General features: G+C 75.4%; 11 protein-coding genes and 1 riboswitch. Of the genes, 6 read left to right on the top strand and 5 right to left on the bottom strand.

Going from position 1 to position 14,370, the window contains the following annotated elements; all coding sequences use genetic code 11:
- Window positions 1-96: 96 nt before the first annotated feature.
- The 3 genes from ACH5AF_RS03690 to ACH5AF_RS03680 all read left to right on the top strand — a co-directional run bounded on the left by ACH5AF_RS03690 (window position 97) and on the right by ACH5AF_RS03680 (window position 3,749).
- Entirely contained in the window at window positions 97-2,283 is a 2,187-nt protein-coding gene (locus ACH5AF_RS03690; protein WP_398899703.1) for an FAD/NAD(P)-binding protein, read from the top strand.
- A gap of 56 nt (window positions 2,284-2,339) precedes the next feature.
- Window positions 2,340-2,807, top strand: coding sequence for a DoxX family protein (locus ACH5AF_RS03685; RefSeq protein WP_398899702.1), 468 nt, complete (start codon window positions 2,340-2,342; stop codon window positions 2,805-2,807).
- Between the two features lie 300 nt (window positions 2,808-3,107).
- Window positions 3,108-3,749 carry a DedA family protein gene (locus tag ACH5AF_RS03680; protein ID WP_398899701.1) on the top strand — a complete coding sequence of 214 codons (642 nt, stop codon included), beginning with the start codon at window positions 3,108-3,110 and terminating at the stop codon, window positions 3,747-3,749.
- A gap of 70 nt (window positions 3,750-3,819) precedes the next feature.
- On the opposite strand, the gene ACH5AF_RS03675 is transcribed toward ACH5AF_RS03680, so the two are convergent.
- Window positions 3,820-4,059 carry a DUF2277 domain-containing protein gene (locus ACH5AF_RS03675; protein WP_398899700.1) on the bottom strand — a complete coding sequence of 80 codons (240 nt, stop codon included), beginning with the start codon at window positions 4,057-4,059 and terminating at the stop codon, window positions 3,820-3,822.
- Between the two features lie 678 nt (window positions 4,060-4,737).
- Here ACH5AF_RS03675 and cbiE point away from each other — a divergent pair.
- On the top strand, window positions 4,738-5,973 hold the full coding sequence (gene cbiE, locus ACH5AF_RS03670; RefSeq protein WP_398899699.1) for a precorrin-6y C5,15-methyltransferase (decarboxylating) subunit CbiE: 1,236 nt from the start codon (window positions 4,738-4,740) through the stop codon (window positions 5,971-5,973).
- On the top strand, window positions 5,970-6,719 hold the full coding sequence (cobM, locus tag ACH5AF_RS03665; protein ID WP_398899698.1) for a precorrin-4 C(11)-methyltransferase: 750 nt from the start codon (window positions 5,970-5,972) through the stop codon (window positions 6,717-6,719). The genes cbiE and cobM overlap by 4 nt, the downstream gene beginning before the upstream one ends.
- Before the next feature lie 1,071 nt (window positions 6,720-7,790).
- On the opposite strand, the gene ACH5AF_RS03660 is transcribed toward cobM, so the two are convergent.
- The gene (locus ACH5AF_RS03660) at window positions 7,791-8,909 is read right to left on the bottom strand and encodes a cobalt-precorrin-5B (C(1))-methyltransferase (RefSeq protein WP_398899697.1); all 1,119 of its coding nucleotides are present in this window, start codon (window positions 8,907-8,909) and stop codon (window positions 7,791-7,793) included.
- A 12-nt stretch (window positions 8,910-8,921) separates the two neighbouring features.
- On the opposite strand from ACH5AF_RS03660, the gene ACH5AF_RS03655 reads away from it, so the two are divergent.
- Window positions 8,922-9,644 (top strand): cobalt-precorrin-6A reductase, encoded by a 723-nt coding sequence (locus ACH5AF_RS03655; RefSeq protein WP_398899696.1) that lies wholly within the window; start codon window positions 8,922-8,924, stop codon window positions 9,642-9,644.
- Window positions 9,645-10,080: 436 nt separating this feature from the next.
- On the opposite strand, the gene ACH5AF_RS03650 is transcribed toward ACH5AF_RS03655, so the two are convergent.
- From ACH5AF_RS03650 to ACH5AF_RS03640, 3 genes are read right to left on the bottom strand one after another with little or no spacing between them, the layout of a single operon-like run.
- A complete protein-coding gene (locus tag ACH5AF_RS03650; protein WP_398899695.1) occupies window positions 10,081-11,580 on the bottom strand; it encodes a precorrin-2 C(20)-methyltransferase in 1,500 nt (499 codons plus the stop codon).
- Entirely contained in the window at window positions 11,580-12,206 is a 627-nt protein-coding gene (locus ACH5AF_RS03645; RefSeq protein ID WP_398899793.1) for a precorrin-8X methylmutase, read from the bottom strand. The genes ACH5AF_RS03650 and ACH5AF_RS03645 overlap by 1 nt, the downstream gene beginning before the upstream one ends.
- 11 nt (window positions 12,207-12,217) lie before the next feature.
- On the bottom strand, window positions 12,218-14,131 hold the full coding sequence (locus ACH5AF_RS03640; protein ID WP_398899694.1) for a precorrin-3B synthase: 1,914 nt from the start codon (window positions 14,129-14,131) through the stop codon (window positions 12,218-12,220).
- A 113-nt stretch (window positions 14,132-14,244) separates the two neighbouring features.
- Window positions 14,245-14,335, top strand: a riboswitch (cobalamin riboswitch).
- The last annotated feature ends 35 nt before the right edge of the window (window positions 14,336-14,370 follow it).

Below are 14,370 nucleotides of genomic sequence, written 5' to 3'. Positions count from 1 at the left end.
ACGGGGACAACGCCGACCCGGCCCGGCGGGGTGCGGCGTCGCACCGGCATGATGAGGCGGACGGTCCGCTTCCAGCGGCCGTCATGCACCCCCCACATGCCCCGGGAGCACGTGTTGTCCGCAGGTACCGCGCAGTCGTCCCTTCCTTCCGCGATAGCCCTCGTCGGCGCCGGCCCCCGCGGCACCTGCGTCCTCGAACGGCTCTGCGCCTCGGTCCCGGAACTCGCCCCGGACACACCGCTGATCGTCCATGTCGTCGACGCCGCGCCACCCGGTTCCGGGCGCGTGTGGCGCACCGACCAGAGCGCCGAGCTGCTGATGAACACGGTGGCCTCGCAGGTGACCGTCTTCACCGACGACAGCGTCGGCTGCGAGGGGCCGTTGCGCCGGGGGCCGAGCCTGTACGAGTGGGCCGCCGACCGGCCCGGCGAGCGGCTCGGCCCGGACGAGTATCCCACCCGCGCCTGTTACGGGCGCTATCTGGAATGGGCGTTCGACCGTGTCGTGGGCTCCGCGCCGGGGACGGTGGAGGTACGGGTCCACCGGGCCCTCGCCGTACGGCTGGAGGACGACCGGGACGCTCCTCCGGACGCCAGGGACCCGCTGCAGTCGCTCCGACTCGACGACGGCACGCTGCTGTCCGGGCTGAGCGCGGTCGTGCTCGCCCAGGGCCACCTGCCGGTGGTTCCAGGCCAGTCCACCACCCAGCTCGCCGACTACGCGGCCCGGCGGCCGGGACTGCGCCACTTCCCGCCCGCCAATCCGGCCGATCTCGACCTGTCGGTGATCGCCGCCGGTGAGCGTGTGGTGCTGCGCGGTCTGGGGCTGACCTTCTTCGACCACCTGGCCCTGCTGACGACCGGCCGCGGCGGCTCGTTCGTGGTGGACGGTGAACGCGGGCTGGTCTACCGGCCGTCCGGACGCGAGCCGAAGCTGTACGCGGGTTCGCGGCGCGGGGTGCCGTACCAGGCGCGCGGGGACAACGCGAAGGGGCCGTCGGGGCGCCACGAGCCGCTGGTCCTGACACCGGAGGTGATCGCCCGCTTCCGTCGCCGCGCCGACGCCGGTGAGCCCGCCGACTTCCTCGCGGAGATCTGGCCGCTCGTCGCCAAGGAGGTGGAGACGGTCTACTACGAAGCGCTGCCTGCCGTCCAGGAGCGGGATACCGCGGGCGGCGGCGAGGGAGGCGCGGGCTCCTTCCGCGCGGGCGGCGCGGGGGCCCTCCCTTCCGGCGGCACGGGGTCCCTCCCCGCCAGGGGCGCAGGGGCCTTCCCCGCGGGCGGCGCAGGGGCCTCCCCTTCCGGCGGCACGGGGGCCGTCCGTCCGGACGGCGCGGGGTCCTTCCGCGAGTGGTTCCTGGCAGCCGGACACGGCGGGCCGGACGAGGCCGCGGTGCTGGAGGCGTTCGGCGTCACGGCAGCGGACCGCTGGTCGTGGGAGCGCATCGCGCGCCCGCACGGCGGCGAGGTCTTCGCCTCACCCAGCCACCACCGGGCCTGGCTGCTCACGCATCTGCGCGACGATGCCGCGCACGCGGCACTCGGCAATGTCGCGGGCCCGGTGAAGGCGGCTCTCGACGTCCTGCGCGACATCCGCAACGAGCTGCGTCTGATCGTCGACCACGGCGGTCTGACCGGTATGTCCCGCCGCGACCATCTCGACCGCTGGTACACGCCGTTGAACGCGTTCTTGTCCATCGGCCCGCCGCGGCGCCGGATCGAGGAGATGACGGCGCTGATCGAAGCGGGCGTCCTCGAGGTCGTCGGCCCCCGGATGACAGTGGGCACCGAGGACGGGCTGTTCACGGCCGAGTCGCCCGACGTGCCGGGCTCGGCCGTGACGTGCACCACGCTGATCGAGGCACGGCTGCCGGAACCGGATCTGCGCAGGACGCACGACGAACTGCTCGGCCGGCTGTTGAAAACAGGCCAGTGCCGCCCGCACGCCATCGGCGGTTACGAAACCGGCGGCCTGGACGTAACGCCGCGCCCGTACCGTCTGGTGAACCGTCAGGGCCGGGCGCATCCACGTCGCTTCGCGTTCGGCGTCCCCACCGAGGGCGTGCACTGGGTGACCGCGGCGGGGGCCCGGCCGGGCGTGGACTCGGTGACGCTGTCGGATGCGGACGCGGTCGCGCGGGCGGCTCTGCACTCGCTCGCCCCGGCGCCTGCCCCGGCGCCTGCCCCGGCGCACGAGGGTCCGGGGCGGGCGGCGGGCGAGCAAGCGGAATCCAGGACGGAAATCGGACGTCGGCCAAATGTTGAACTTGCAAGTATGAATTAGGTCCGCCTAACCTGGGCCTCCTCATCGGTTCCGTCCCCATGGCCGAAGGAGTCCCCATGACCACCCCCACACTTCCCGGACGGTTGGATCAGGCGCAGCCGTACGCGCTCGGGCTGTTCCGCATCGTCGTCGGCCTGCTGTTCCTGTGCCACGGCGCCGCCTCGCTCTTCGGCGTGCTCGGCGGGATGAACGGCACCACCGTCGAGACGGGCGCCTGGCCCGGCTGGTACGCCGCGCTCATCCAGCTCGTCGCCGGTGGGCTGGTGCTGCTCGGCATCGGCACCCGCAGCGCCGCGGCCCTCGCCTCCGGCTCGATGGCGTACGCCTACTTCACCGTGCACCAGCCGGAGTCGCTGTTCCCGCTGCAGAACGGCGGTGAGGCGTCGGCCATTTTCTGCTGGGCGTTCCTGCTGCTCGTCTTCACCGGTCCCGGAGCTCTCGCCATCGACGGCCTCTTCGGCGCACGCGGCGCCGACCGGCAGGGCGAGGACGCGGGCAAGGAGCGGACGGCCGTGACCGCCTGACCCAGCGGCCGCGCCAACGGCCTTGCCATGGGCGGCAGCAGCCCCGACGAGGGCCCTGCCGCCCGCCGTACACCCGGAGTTCAGCGGCGCCCGGTCCCTCGACGCGAGGGACCGGGCGCTTCGCGTCGAGCGCGTATCCGCGCACGTGTCCGGTATTCGGGCGGCGTACGACATCCGGACACCCTGCCGCCCCCTGCCGATCTCCGGGCGTCACCCGGGCGTACGCTGTACAGCTGTCAAGCCGCCCCTGGCGCCCTCGCGACACAGCGGCCTTGTCACCGAAACGGGGAGACGAACAAGGTGCTGGACAGTCTGGAGAGCGTGGGGTCACTGACCGGCAGCCCATGGATCTACGCCGTCGTGGCCCTGTCCGTTCTCCTCGACGTCTTCCTGCCCGTACTGCCCAGCGGTGTGCTCGTCATCACGGCCGCGACGGCCGCGGCCGCCGGCTCCACGGCGGGCACCGTCGCCGGCGCGGCGGGGCAGGTCCAGCGCGAGGTCCCCTCCCTGCTGGTCCTCGTGCTCTGCGCGGCGACCGCCTCCGTGCTCGGCGACCTGGTGGCCTACCGGCTCGCCTGGCGCGGCGGCGCCCGTTTCGACCGGGCCATCGCCCGCTCCCGCCGCCTGGCCAAGGCGCAGGAACGTCTCGGCGCCGCGCTCAGCCGCGGCGGTGGAGCGCTCGTCATCATCGCCCGCTTCGCACCCGCCGGACGATCGGTCGTCTCCCTGGGCGCGGGCGCCGCGCACCGCAACGTCAGGGAATTCCTGCCGTGGTCGGCCCTGGCGGGTGTGGCCTGGGCCGGCTACAGCGTCGGCCTCGGCTACTTCGGCGGCCAGTGGCTAGGAGCGAGCTGGATCGGCGCGGCGGTGTCGGTGCTCGCGCTGTTCGCGGCCGGATCGCTGGCCGCCTACGTCATGCGACGCCCGGCCCCGACCGCCTAGCGGCCCGCGAGCCGGCTCGGCACGGCGGTGCAGGCGCCGGTCGCCGGCCGCCCGTGTCCCGCGGCTGTGGTCATGCCGCGTCCGACACCGGCCGCCTGGCCGCCCCGCGCACCTCCAGACCGTCTAGGAGCCTGCGGGTGGCCTCGGTGATCTCGTCGACGGCCTGCTCGAACACCTCCCGGTTGTGCGCGGCGGGCGCCCGGAAGCCGGACACCTTGCGCACGTACTGCAGGGCGGCGGCGCGCATGTCCTCCTCAGTGGCTTCCTCGGGGAGCACAGGCGGACGAAGGGTCTTGATGCTGCGGCACATGCGTCCAGTGTGCCGCGCACCACTGACACGGGGCCAGCGTTGGGGGGCGACGCCCCAGCCGGGAAGCGGGGAGCAGCGTGGGCCCGTCCGCAGGCAGTCCCCGGCACCGGCCCGGCGATCGGCGGGTGGGCCGACGAAACAACCCCTGGACAGCGGGCGGTCGGCGTCCGCCACGCCGGTGCAGCCGCAGGCACGATCGGGGTGTGGGGTCCCCGCCCGGTGGCCCGGCCCGGGCGCGGCCGTCCGCGGGTTCCGGGCAGGCCGGCGTGCATCGGCGTCCCTCCGGACGCAGCCGTGGCCTGCGGGAACCACCGGCCCGCCCGAACCGCGCCGCAAGCGCCCACCGAGGGACCGGCCACGCGCTCTGCGCCGGACGCAACCCCACAAGGAACAGGGCGCGGCCCACTGACAACCGCCACACCGGTGCAGCCGCGCCCCCCGCCTGGACGCGGCCGAGCCCTCCGTCAGGGGCAGTCCCCGGCATCGGCCGGGCGATCGCCGGGCGGCAGACGAAACAGCCCCTTGACGAGGGGCGCGCCGGCGTCTGCCACGCGGGTGCAGCCGCGCGCGCGGTCGGGCCGCGGGAGCCATCCGGCGGGGGCCCTCAAGAGGGCCGGGCACGTGGACAGTAGAGTGCGGCAGCGTCCCCCTCCCCCGCTTCCCGAGGTACCCGACTCCGTGACCCCCGCACCACGCCCACCTGCAGTGACCGTCGTCGGGATCGGCGCGGACGGCTGGGCGGGGCTCGCCCCCGCCTCACGGGACGCCCTGCGCGGGGCCGACGTGATCATCGGCGGTACGCGGCAGCTTGCGCTCCTGCCGGGCGAGTGCGGCGGCGAACGGGTGCCGTGGCCCAGCCCGCTGCGCCCCGCGGTCCCGGGCCTCCTCGCCGCGCATGCCGGCCGCCGTGTCGCCGTCCTCGCCAGCGGCGACCCCCTGTTCCACGGCATCGGGCGCGCGCTGGCCGACGAGCTCGGCCCGGACGCGCTGCGCGTTCTGCCGCATCCGTCATCCGTCTCGTACGCCTGTGCCCGGCTCGGCTGGCCCGTGGAGGAGGTCGGCGTCGTCACGCTCGTCGGCCGCCCGGCGGCCCGTCTCGCCGCCGCGCTCCACGACGGGCGCCGCCTGCTGGTGCTCAGCGCGGGCGCGGACACCCCGGCCGAGGTCGCGGCGCTGCTGCGGGACCGCGGATACGGGCCGAGCAGGATGCGCGTCCTCCAGCAGCTCGGCTCCCCCGCGGAACGGCAGGCCGACGGCACCGCCGACACATGGTCCGCCGCCGTGGACCCGCTGAACGTCATCGCCCTCGACTGCCGGCGCGCCCCCGGCACACTGCGGCTGTCCGCCGCGCCCGGTCTGCCGGACGAGGCGTACGAGCACGACGGCCAGCTCACCAAGCGCCATGTACGCGCCGCCACCCTCGCCGCGCTCGCCCCCGCGCCCGGCGAACTCCTGTGGGACATCGGCGGGGGCTCGGGGTCGATCGCCATCGAATGGATGCGCACCCATCCCTCGTGCCGCGCCGTCACCGTAGAACGCGACACCGCTCGCGCCGCGCGCATCACGCGCAACGCCGACACCCTCGGCGTACCCGCCTTGCGCGTCGTGCGCGGCGCGGCGCCCGAAGCACTGGCCGGACTGCCCACGCCCGACGCGGTGTTCATCGGCGGTGGGCTGACCGCACCCGGTCTGCTGGACGCCTGCCTCGACGCGCTGCCGCCCGGCGGCCGGCTGGTCGCCAACACCGTGACGCTGGAGTCCGAGGCGCTGCTCGCCGAGCGGTACCGCGCGCTGGGCGGCGAGCTGGTGCGGCTCGCCGTCGCGCACGCCGTGCCCGTCGGCGGTTTCACCGGCTGGCGGCAGGCGATGCCCGTCACCCAATGGACCGTCACCAAGACTGGAGAGCTGTCATGACCGTGTACTTCATCGGTGCGGGCCCCGGTGCCGCCGACCTGATCACCGTGCGCGGCGCGCGCACGCTGGCGTCGTGCCGGGTGTGCCTGTACGCCGGCTCCCTCGTCCCGACCGAGCTGCTGGCCGAATGCCCGCCGGACGCCCGCCTGGTGGACACGGCCCGGATGGACCTGGACGCCATCACGGCCGAACTCGTCCGCGCCCACGAGGAGGGCCACGACGTTGCCCGGCTGCACTCCGGCGACCCGTCCGTCTTCAGCGCGGTCGCCGAGCAGATGCGGCGGCTGGACGCGGCCGGGGTGCCGTACGAAGTGGTGCCCGGCGTACCGGCGTTCGCGGCGGCGGCCGCGGCGCTGAAGCGGGAGCTCACGGTCCCGACCGTGGGCCAGACGGTGATCCTGACGCGTATCGCCCAGCAGGCGACGCCGATGCCGGAGGGCGAGGACCTCGCGACGCTGGGCAGGAGCGGGGCGCTGTTGGTGCTGCACCTGGCGGCGCGCTATGTGGACCGGGTGGTCGACGAGCTGGTGCCGCACTACGGCAAGGACTGCCCGGCAGCGGTGGTCGCGATGGCGAGCCGCCCGGACGAACTGGTCCTTCGGGGCACGCTGGAGGACATCGCGGACCAGGTGAAGTCGGCGGGGGTGACGCGCACGGCGGTGATCCTGGTGGGCCGCACGCTGGCGGCGACGCAGTTCCGCGACAGCCACCTGTACTCGGCGGAGCGCGACCGGCACGCCTGCTGACGGGGTCCTGCCCGGGGGCGCCCGGGTGCGCAGGCTTCGCACGGCTGCTGCCCCCATGGTCCCCTCGCTCGGCGCGGCCCGGGGGTGGCGCGGGGTCCCTGGTTGAGGACCCCTGGGGGTGCGACGCCCCCGTGGTGTTGTGCCCACCCGTTCCGCCCCGCGGAACGATTGCCCACAACAGTGGCGACTTCCTCGCGGCGAACCCCGCGCACCCCGCCCCGGGCGGAGCCGGTGCCCGCGCGGCGAAGCCCCACAGGGCCGCCCTGCGGAGCCGGTGCCCGCGCCGCGCGAGCCGCGCGCACGGAGTCTCGGGCCGAGCCCCACAGCCGCGCGCCGCGAAGCCCGCAGCACCCGCCCGGGCGGAGCCTCACAGGCCCGTGCCCCGAAGCCCGCGCCCGCGAAGCCGGTGCCCACGCCGCGACCCGGGCCGAGCCTCACAGGTCCTGCGCGGCGAAGCCCGCGGCCGACGGAGCCGGTGCCCGCACGGCGCGCACGGAGTCTCGGGCCGAGCCCCACAGGCCCGCGCCGCGAAGCCCGCGCCCGCGGAGCCCCCGCACCCGCCCGGGCGGAGCCCACAGATCCTGCGCCCGAAGCCCGCGCACCCTGCCCGGGGCGGAGCCCACAGATCCTGCGCGGCGAAGCCCGCGGCCGACGGAGCCGGTGCCCGCGCCGCGAAGCCCGCGCACCCCGCCCGGGGGCGGAGCCCCACAGGGCCGCCCTGCGGAGCCGGTGCCCGCGCCGCGCGAGCCGCGCGCACGGAGTCTCGGGCCGAGCCCCACAGCCGCGCGCCGCGAAGCCCGCGGACCCCGCCCGGGCGGAGCCCCCAGATCCTGCGCCCGAAGCCCGCGCACCCTGCCCGGGGCGGAGCCCACAGACCTTGCGCGGCGAAGCCCGCGGCCGACGGAGCCGGTGCCCGGGCCGCGAAGCCCGCGCACCCCTCCCGGGGGCGGAGCCCCACAGGCTGCGCCGCGCGGCGCAGCCCGCGCGCTCGGGGTCCGGGGCGAAGCCCCGGGTCTCGTCAGAGTTTCGGGGAGGGGCGGGGTGGGGGAAACAGCCCGCCCCCGGGCGGCCTCACGGCCCCGCCGGAGCCGCGCGGCCCACCACCGTGCCCGCGCGGTCGATGCACACCACGTCCACCCACACCGGCGCGCCCCGCAGGACCGACAGGGCCTCGTCACGGGCCGTCGCCGCGACCAGGTCGCCGAGCGGGACGCCCGCCGCCTCGCAGAGGCGCAGGGCCGCCAGGCCCGTGTTGGCCGTGGCGATCTCCGTGGCAAGGGACCCGGACGCGCCGCCCGCGCGGGCCAGGTCGGCGAGGAATGCCTTGTCGACCTGGGAGCGGGCCGAGTGGAGGTCCAGGTGGCCCGCCGCCAGCTTGGAGAGCTTGGCGAAGCCGCCGCAGATCGTGAGGCGGTCGACCGGGTGGCGGCGGATGTACTTGAGGACCGCTCCCGCGAAGTCACCCATGTCGAGCAGGGCGATCTCGGGCAGGTCGTAGAGCGTCGTCACGGTCTTCTCGGAGGTCGAGCCGGTGCAGCCCGCCACGTGGGTGAGGCCCGCCGCGCGGGCCACGTCCACACCGCGGCGGATGGAGTCGATCCAGGCCGAGCAGGAGTACGGGACGACGACGCCGGTCGTCCCCAGGACGGACAGGCCGCCGAGGATGCCGATCCGCGGGTTCCACGTGGAGCGGGCGATCTCCTCGCCGTCATCGATGGAGACCGTGATCTCGACGTCCCCCGTGCCGCCGTGCAGGCCCGCCACGAGCGCGACGTGCTCGCGCATCATCCGGCGCGGGACCGGGTTGATCGCCGGTTCACCGACGTCCAGGGGCAGGCCGGGCAACGTGACCGTGCCGACGCCGGGCCCGGCCCGGAAGACGACGCCGGAGCCGGCCGGGAGGATCCGTACCGTCGAGCGGACCAGCGCGCCGTGCGTGACGTCCGGATCGTCGCCCGCGTCCTTGACGATCCCGGCCATGGCCGCGCCGGCCGACAGGGACTCGGCCGCCAGCGCGAACGCCGGCGTCTGCCCCTTCGGCAGCGTGATCGTCACCGGGTCCGGGAACTCCCCGGTCAGCAGCGCCGTGTACGCGGCCGTCGTCGCCGCCGTCGCACAGGCCCCCGTGGTCCAGCCCGGGCGCAGCCCCGTGTGCTTGAGTTGGGCGTCGCGCCCGCCGCCTGGACTCATGAAAGGACTCCCGTGCACATACTCGTTCTCGGCGGGACCGCCGAGGCCCGCGCCCTCGCCGCGGCCCTGCACCCCGAGGTCCGCGTCACCAGCTCCCTGGCCGGGCGCGTCGCGAGCCCCCGGCTGCCGGTCGGCACCGTACGGATCGGCGGGTTCGGCGGCGTGCAGGGGCTCGTGGACTGGGTTCGCGCGCACCACGTGGACGCGGTCATCGACGCCACCCATCCCTTCGCCGAGCGGATCAGCTTCAACGCGGCCAGGGCGGCCGCCACCGCCCATGTTCCCCTGCTGGCACTGCGCCGCCCCGGCTGGGTCCCGGTCGAGGGCGACGACTGGCACTCGGTCGGCTCCCTGGCGGAGGCGGCCCGCGCACTGGACGGCCTGGGAGAGCGGGTGTTCCTGACGACCGGACGGATGGGGCTCGCCGCCTTCGCGGACTGCCCGCAGTGGTTCCTCCTGCGGTCGGTGGACGCGCCCGAGGCCCCGATGCCGGCCCGCACCGAAGTCCTCCTGGACCGGGGCCCCTTCACCCTCGACGGCGAGCGCGGGCTGTTGCGCGCCCACCGCGTCGACCTCCTGGTGACGAAGGACAGCGGCGGCGCGGCAACCGCCCCGAAGCTCCGCGCGGCCCGCGAGGCCGGCATCCCGGTGGTGGTCGTGCGCAGGCCGCCGGTGCCGGCGGGCGTGCGGGTGGCGGCGACGGTCGAGGAAGCGGCGGCCTGGGTGCACGGCTGAGGCCGCCGCTCCCCGTCGGTGTGCGGGCGGCCTCGGTCGCGTGCGACTCGGCCTCGTGCGCGACTCGGCCTCGTGCGCGCCTCAGCCTCGTGCGCCTCAGCCCATAGACATGAGCCACGTGCGGCCTCGGTCGTGGGTGCTCCAGCTCTCGGGTGCTTCAGCTGGCGGCGGGAGCGCCGAGTTCGGTGACCTCGACCCCCAGTTCACACTCTCGTCGTCCGCGCGCAAGGAGTTGCCCCAGTCGTCCACGGCCACCACGGCGTACATCACGGTCTCGCCGCACGCCGCACCGTACAGCCTTGTTCCGCTCGCACGGCACACGGCCGGTCCGGGCGTCGAACCGACAGGCGCCGAATCGATCCGTCAGGAACCGAATCATCACAGGGAGGCCGTCCGCGTCGCACGACTGGACGCGACGCGAACGGCCTCGGCGCCTTCACTCGTAGCGGCGCGGCGTCCAGGTGATCGTCCGGCCGTCGCCGCGCTCGACCGCACGTGTCCGGGACGAGCCGATCAGCAGCAGCGTGCGCATGTCGACCTCGGCGGGCTCCAGCGTCTTCAGGGTCACCACCCGCACCGACTGCTCCGGGCCGCCCACGTCCCGCGCCACGACCACCGGGGTCTCGGGCGAGCGGAGTTCGAGCAGCAGGTCGCGGGCCGCGGCCACCTGGTGTGTACGAGAGTGGGAGCCCGGGTTGTAGATCGCCAGGACCAGGTCCGCCTCCGCCGCCGCCCGCAGCCTGGTCTCGATGACCTCCCATGGCTTGAGCCGGTCGGACAGGGAGATCGTGGCGTAGTCGTGGCCGAGCGGGGCGCCCGCCGCGGCCGCCGCCGCGTTCGCCGCGGTCACACCGGGCAGGACGCGCACGGGCACGTGCGCGTACCGCGGCTCGGAAGCCACTTCCAGTACCGCCGTCGCCATGGCGAAGACGCCCGGGTCGCCGCCGGAGACGACCGCCACGCGCCGCCCGCGCCGCGCGAGATCGAGGGCGAACTCGGCGCGTTCGGACTCCACCTTGTTGTCGGAGCCGTGCCGGATCTGGCCGGGCCGGTGCGGGACGCGGTCCACGTACGTGGTGTAGCCGACGATCTCGTCGGCGTCGGCGAGCGCGCGGCGCGTCTCGGGGGTCAGCCACAGGGGCCCGGCGGGCCCGGTGCCGACGACCACGACCTCGCCGCTCTGCGGCTCCGGCCGCGGATTGGCGATACGGCTCGGCACGACGGCGACGGAGAAGTACGGCACCGATTCGGGGTCGATGTCGGCCAGTTGACCGGTCCGCTCGCCGCTCATGGTGGCGCGTTCGACGTACCGGGCCTCGTCCAGCCGGCCTGAGGTCTCCATGGCGCGGCGCACCGCGGGGAAGGTGCGGCCGAGCTTCATCACCACGGCGGAGTCGGTCGCGGCGAGACGTGCGGTCAGCTCATCCTCCGGCAGCGTGCCGGGAATGACGGTGAGGACCTCCTCCGCCTCGCACAGCGGTGTCCCGAGGCGGGCCGCGGCGGCGCTGATGGAGGTGACGCCGGGGACGACCTCGGTCGGGTAGCGGTGCGCGAGCCGCTTGTGCATGTGCTGGTAGGAGCCGTAGAAGAACGGGTCGCCCTCGGCGAGGACGGCCACCGTCCGCCCGGCGTCGAGGTGTTCGGCGAGGCGGGCGGCCGCCTCCTCGTAGAAGTCGTCGAGCGCACCGCGGTAGCCGCCGGGGTGGTCGGTGGTCTCCACGGTGATCGGGTACATCAGGCGCTCCTCGATGTGGTCGGGGCGCAGATGCGGTGCGGCGATCGAGCGGGCGATGGAACGGCCGTGGCGGGCGCAGTGGTACGCGATCACATCCGCCGCGGCGATGATGCGCGCGGCGCGCAGGGTCATCAGTTCCGGGTCGCCGGGGCCGAGCCCGACGCCGTACAGACGCCCTGTCGTCTTCTGGTCGGCGCTCACTACTCCACCTCGCTCGCGATGGCGTTGACGGCGGCGGCGGCCATGGCGCTGCCGCCGCGGCGGCCGCGCACCACGAGGTGTTCGAGGCCAAGGGGGTGGGCGGCCAGCACGTCCTTCGACTCGGCGGCGCCGATGAAGCCGACGGGCACGCCGATGACGGCGGCGGGGCGGGGCGCGCCCTGCTCGATCATCTCCAGGAGCCGGAAGAGCGCGGTGGGGGCGTTGCCGACGGCGACGACGGAGCCCTCGAGACGGTCGCGCCACAGTTCGAGGGCGGCGGCGCTGCGGGTGGTGCCCAGCTCGGCGGCGAGCGCGGGCACGGAGGGGTCGGAGAGGGTGCAGATCACCTCGTTGTCGGCGGGCAGCCGCTTGCGGGTGACACCGCTCGCCACCATCTGCGCGTCGCACAGGATCGGCGCACCGGCACGCAGGGCGGCGCGGGCGTGCAGGACGACGTCCGGGGAGTAGGCGAGGTCGCGGACGAGGTCGACCATCCCGCAGGCGTGAATCATGCGGACCGCGACCTGGGAGACCTCGGCGGGCAGCCCGGCGAGGTCCGCCTCGGCGCGGATCGTGGCAAAGGACTGGCGGTAGATCTCCGCGCCGTCCTTCTCGTACTCGAACACTGTGCTCTCGCTCACTTCGTCGGTCGGTCGGTGGGGTGGTCAGGCGTACGCGCCGCCGCGAGGGCGTCGGCGAGGTCGGGAACGGGCACGGTGTGCCGCGGGGTGCCGGGGGTGGTCAGGGCGTAGTGCCCCTCGCCGGTCGCCACGACGTCCACCCAGGTGCCCCTGGGGTGCCCGCAACGGCGTTCGCAGCCGGACCAGTACACGGGCAGCCCGCCCGCTCCGGCGGCGATGCGGGCGGTGGCGTCGGCCCGTACGTCGGCGAGGGACTTGGCGCACCCGGGCCGCCCGGTGCAGGCGCCGACGCCGAGCCAGGGCGAGTCGGGCGAGGTGACGAGTCCGGCGGCGGCGAGGGCGGGCAGAAGGACGCTGGGAACACCGGGCAGGACGACGCCGCGCCACGGCGTGACGCGCAACTCACCGGTGCCGTACGCCTCGGCTGTCCGGGCGAGCAGCCGCCACTGGCCGACCCGCACCCGCCCGAGCGCGACGACGACGTACACGCCGGCGCCGTCGCCTCCCGGCAAGGGGCCGGGCACGGGCGGCGCTGCCGTGCGGTCGTCGTGAGCGGCGCCGGCCGCGGCCCCACTCGTATTACCGGCACGCCCGGCACCCGGCCGGGCGGATGTGCCGCCGTCAACGTCACCGTCACTGCCGCCGTCTCCGGGAGCCACCGGCCCGGCCGTGGCTCCACCGGCCGACCCGTTACCGGCCGCCGGCCCCGCCGAATCCGTGGCGGCGTCTGCCGAGTCCGCCGTCCCGGCCGGGACGGCCAGGTTCCCCGCGCGGCCCGGGTCCGTCGCGTAAGCCGGTCCCGCCGCGCGGCCCGGGTCCGCCGAGAGGGCCGGGTCCGCCGAGAGGGCCGGGTCCGCCGAGTCCGCCGGGTCCGCCGAGAGGGCCGGGTCCGCCGAGTCCGCCGGGTCCGCCGAGTCCGCCGAGAGGGCCAGGTCCGCCGCCGAGCCCGCCGCGTGGCCCAGGTCCGCCGGGTGGGCCAGGTCCGCCGTGTGAGCCGGGTCCGCCGAGTCCGCCGAGAGGGCCAGGTCCGCCGCCGAGCCCGCCGCGCGGCCCAGGTCCCCCGAGAGGGCCAGGTCCGCCGAGTCCGCCGAGAGGGCCGGGTCCGCCGCATGTGCCGGCCCCACCGAACCGGACGGATCCACCGTGTGGGCCGGGTCCCCAGACATCGCGGTCGGCCTCGCCGACACCCCCGCCGCCGCCAACCGCCCCGCCAGGTCCGCGGCCGACACCTCGTAACCATGCGGCAGTTCACGTACCCGCCACGCCTTCGTGCCGCCGGCCGACGCCGCGTCCAGGAACGCCTCCGCCGCGACTAGCAGCGCACGGGCGCCCTCCGCCGCGCGGACCGACACCGCCTGCTCGCCGAGCGCGATCCGTACCCGCTCCCCGCCCGGCTCTGCGAGCAACATCACATCCGCGCCCAGCCCCGCCATGTCCCCGCGCCCGTCGTCCAGGGCGAACAGGAACCGCCCCGACAACGCCGTCGCCCGCCGGCTCCCGCACAGCAGCGCGTCCAGGTCGCGTACGAGAGGCTGCACGTCCAGGTGCCCGCGGCCGTCCAGGCCGGACAGCGGCGAGGCGACGACGTTGCGGACGCGCTCGTGGGCAGGCGCGGGCAGCAGACCGGCCGTGTCCAGCAGCGACGCCAACTCCCCGCCGCAGCCGCCGTCGAGGCCCCTGAGCTGAAGGTTGCCGCGGGAGGTGATGTCGAGCGCGCCGTCGCCGAGCCGCTCGGCCGCGTCGGCCAGCGCGTACGCCTGCCGCGCGCTCAGCACACCCGCGGGCACACGGACGCGCGCCAGCGCACCGTCGTCCGCGGTGTGCAGTCGCAGTGCGCCGGGGCAGGCATCACCGCGGTCCCGTACGGGAGTTTCGTCCCGGTCCGGGCGGTTCGAGGGGGCCGAAGGCATGGCGGCGAGCATACCGACCATCACACAGGCCACCTGATGCCGGAGACGTGACGGCCCTTACTATGCTGATCGGCGGACCGCACGGTCCGTCACCGCCGAAGACGGCGCCAGGGGAGGAAGCCCGGTGAGATTCCGGCGCGGTCCCGCCACTGTGAGCCCGGCAGCAGCTCAGCACACGCACGCTGCCGGGTGAGCCAGGAACTCCCGCCGTCCTCACACCGCCCGGGGCGCGGAAACCC

The sequence above is a fragment of the Streptomyces sp. NPDC018833 genome (assembly GCF_044390825.1).
GTDB lineage: Bacteria > Actinomycetota > Actinomycetes > Streptomycetales > Streptomycetaceae > Streptomyces.
This window is presented reverse-complemented; position numbering and strand designations above follow the sequence as displayed.

Coding starts and splice junctions, on each gene's coding strand:
- ACH5AF_RS03660 (WP_398899697.1), bottom strand. CDS start 8,909: ATGAGTCCAGGCGGCGGGCGCGACGCCCAACTCAAGCACACGGGGCTG.
- ACH5AF_RS03640 (WP_398899694.1), bottom strand. CDS start 14,131: ATGCCTTCGGCCCCCTCGAACCGCCCGGACCGGGACGAAACTCCCGTA.
- ACH5AF_RS03685 (WP_398899702.1), top strand. CDS start 2,340: ATGACCACCCCCACACTTCCCGGACGGTTGGATCAGGCGCAGCCGTAC.
- cobM (WP_398899698.1), top strand. CDS start 5,970: ATGACCGTGTACTTCATCGGTGCGGGCCCCGGTGCCGCCGACCTGATC.
- ACH5AF_RS03690 (WP_398899703.1), top strand. CDS start 97: ATGCCCCGGGAGCACGTGTTGTCCGCAGGTACCGCGCAGTCGTCCCTT.
- ACH5AF_RS03675 (WP_398899700.1), bottom strand. CDS start 4,059: ATGTGCCGCAGCATCAAGACCCTTCGTCCGCCTGTGCTCCCCGAGGAA.